The sequence below is a fragment of the Streptomyces sp. SID10853 genome, from assembly GCF_010548145.1.
GTDB lineage: Bacteria > Actinomycetota > Actinomycetes > Streptomycetales > Streptomycetaceae > Streptomyces.
The window spans coordinates 1-2,182 of the sequence record NZ_JAAGLN010000450.1; the positions used below are offsets into that span (position 1 = coordinate 1).

The 2,182-nt window shown below is 73.9% G+C and carries 3 protein-coding genes; all 3 read left to right on the forward strand.

Features of this window, described 5'->3' with window-relative positions; genetic code table 11:
• On the forward strand, window positions 1-840 hold an 840-nt coding region (locus G3I19_RS36190), incomplete at its 5' end, for a VWA domain-containing protein (RefSeq protein ID WP_164267904.1).
• Window positions 840-1,436 carry a cob(I)yrinic acid a,c-diamide adenosyltransferase gene (gene cobO, locus G3I19_RS36195; RefSeq protein WP_164267905.1) on the forward strand — a complete coding sequence of 199 codons (597 nt, stop codon included), beginning with the start codon at window positions 840-842 and terminating at the stop codon, window positions 1,434-1,436. The genes G3I19_RS36190 and cobO, both read left to right, overlap by 1 nt.
• The coding region (locus tag G3I19_RS36200; protein WP_164267906.1) for a cobyrinate a,c-diamide synthase at window positions 1,430-2,182 on the forward strand (753 nt) is incomplete at its 3' end. The genes cobO and G3I19_RS36200, both read left to right, overlap by 7 nt.

The following is a 2,182-nucleotide window of genomic DNA, read 5'->3' on the forward strand; positions in this document are numbered from 1 at the left end:
CAGGCGGCGGCGAAGGCGGCCGAGCCGTTCCGTACGCGGATGCTGAGCGTCCCCGGGCTCGGCGAGGGGGCGGCCGGGCGCCGCTCCAGGGCCAGGACCGAGCACGGCCGCACCACCGGTTCGCGCCCGCCGCAGGGCGCCCTCACCAAGCTGCATCTGGCAGCGACGGTCCAGGCCGCCGCACCGCATCAGCGGGCGCGCGGACGGTCGGGCCGCGGTCTTGTGGTGCGCAGGGACGATCTGCGGCAGGCCACCCGTGAGGGCCGCGAGGGCAATCTGGTGCTCTTCGTGGTGGACGCCTCCGGGTCGATGGCGGCCAGGCAGCGGATGAGCGCGGTGAAGGGCGCCGTGCTCTCGCTGCTGCTCGACGCGTATCAGCGCCGCGACAAGGTGGGTCTGGTGACCTTCAGGGGGAAGGACGCGGAGATCGCGCTGCCGCCGACCTCTTCGGTGGACGCGGCGGCGGCCCGGCTCGACACCCTGCCGACCGGGGGGCGCACGCCGGTGGCCGCCGGGCTGCTGAAGGCCCATGAGGTGCTCAGGGTCGAGCGGATGCGGGACCCGTCGCGCCGGCCACTGCTCGTGGTCGTCACCGACGGCAGGGCGACCGGCGGTCCGGATCCGGTGGCGCTGGCCGCGCGCGCCGCGCGGCTGCACGAGGCGGAGGGGGTCGCTTCGGTCGTCGTGGACTGCGAGACGGGGCCGGTCAGGCTCGGCCTCGCCGGGGAACTGGCGCGGCGGCTCGGCGGTACCGCGGTGACGCTGGACGAGCTGCGGGCCGAGAGCATCGCCGGGCTCGTCAAGGACGTACAGAGCACTTCATCGAGGAGGGCAGCGTAATGCCGCAGGGACAGCCGACCACCGTGCCCGAGGACGGGCTCACCACTCGCCAGCGCCGCAACCGGCCGCTGACCATGGTGCATACGGGCATCGGGAAGGGGAAGTCGACCGCGGCCTTCGGGCTCGCGCTGCGCGGCTGGAATCAGGGCTGGCCCATCGGGGTGTTCCAGTTCGTGAAGTCCGCCAAGTGGAAGGTCGGCGAGGAGCGGGCGCTGCGGGTGCTCGGGGACAGCGGTGAGGGCGGCACGGTCGCCTGGCACAAGATGGGCGAGGGGTGGTCCTGGGTCCAGCGGGACATCGAGTCCAGCGAGGAGGCGGCCCGCGAGGGCTGGGAGCAGGTGAAGCGCGATCTGGCGGCGGAGAGCTACCGGCTGGTCGTGCTCGACGAGTTCGCGTACCCGATGCACTGGGGGTGGGTGGACACCGACGAGGTGGTCTCCGTGCTGCGGGACCGGCCCGGCACCCAGCATGTGGTGATCACCGGGCGGAACGCGCCGCAGCCGCTGCTCGACTTCGCCGACCTGGTGACCGACATGTCGAAGGTCAAGCACCCGATGGACGCGGGGCAGAAGGGGCAGAGGGGCATCGAGTGGTAGCCAGACTCGTGATAGCCGCACCCTCGTCGGGGAGCGGCAAGACCACGGTCGCCACCGGGCTGATGGCCGCGTTCGCCGGGCGGGGACTCGCCGTGTCGCCGCACAAGGTGGGGCCCGACTACATCGACCCCGGCTACCACGCGCTGGCGACCGGCCGCCCCGGGCGCAATCTCGACGCGTACCTCTGCGGTACGGAGCTGATCGCGCCGCTCTTCGCACACGGCGCGGCCGGCGCGGATCTGGCGGTCGTCGAGGGCGTGATGGGGCTGTACGACGGGGCGGCCGGGCAGGGCGAGCTGGCGTCCACCGCACAGGTCGCGAAGGTGCTCAGGGCGCCGGTGGTACTGGTGGTCGACGCGTCGTCGCAGTCCAGGTCGGCGGCCGCGCTGGTGCACGGCTTCGCCTCCTGGGACCCGGGGGTGCGGATCGGCGGGGTGATCCTCAACAAGGTGGGCTCCGACCGGCACGAGGCGCTGCTCCGGGAGGCGCTGGACGAGTCGGGGGTGCCGGTGCTCGGGGTGCTCAGGCGTACCGGGCAGGCACAGACCCCGTCCCGGCATCTGGGTCTTGTGCCGGTGGCGGAGCGGCGGCCCGACGCGGTGGGCGCGGTCGCGGCGATGGCGGAGCAGGTGCGGGCCGGGTGCGACCTGGAGGCAGTGCTGGCGCTGGCGCGGAGCGCGCCGCCACTGGACACCGAGGTGTGGGACCCGCGCAGCGCCCTGGCCCCTGGCGGCATGGACGGCGGC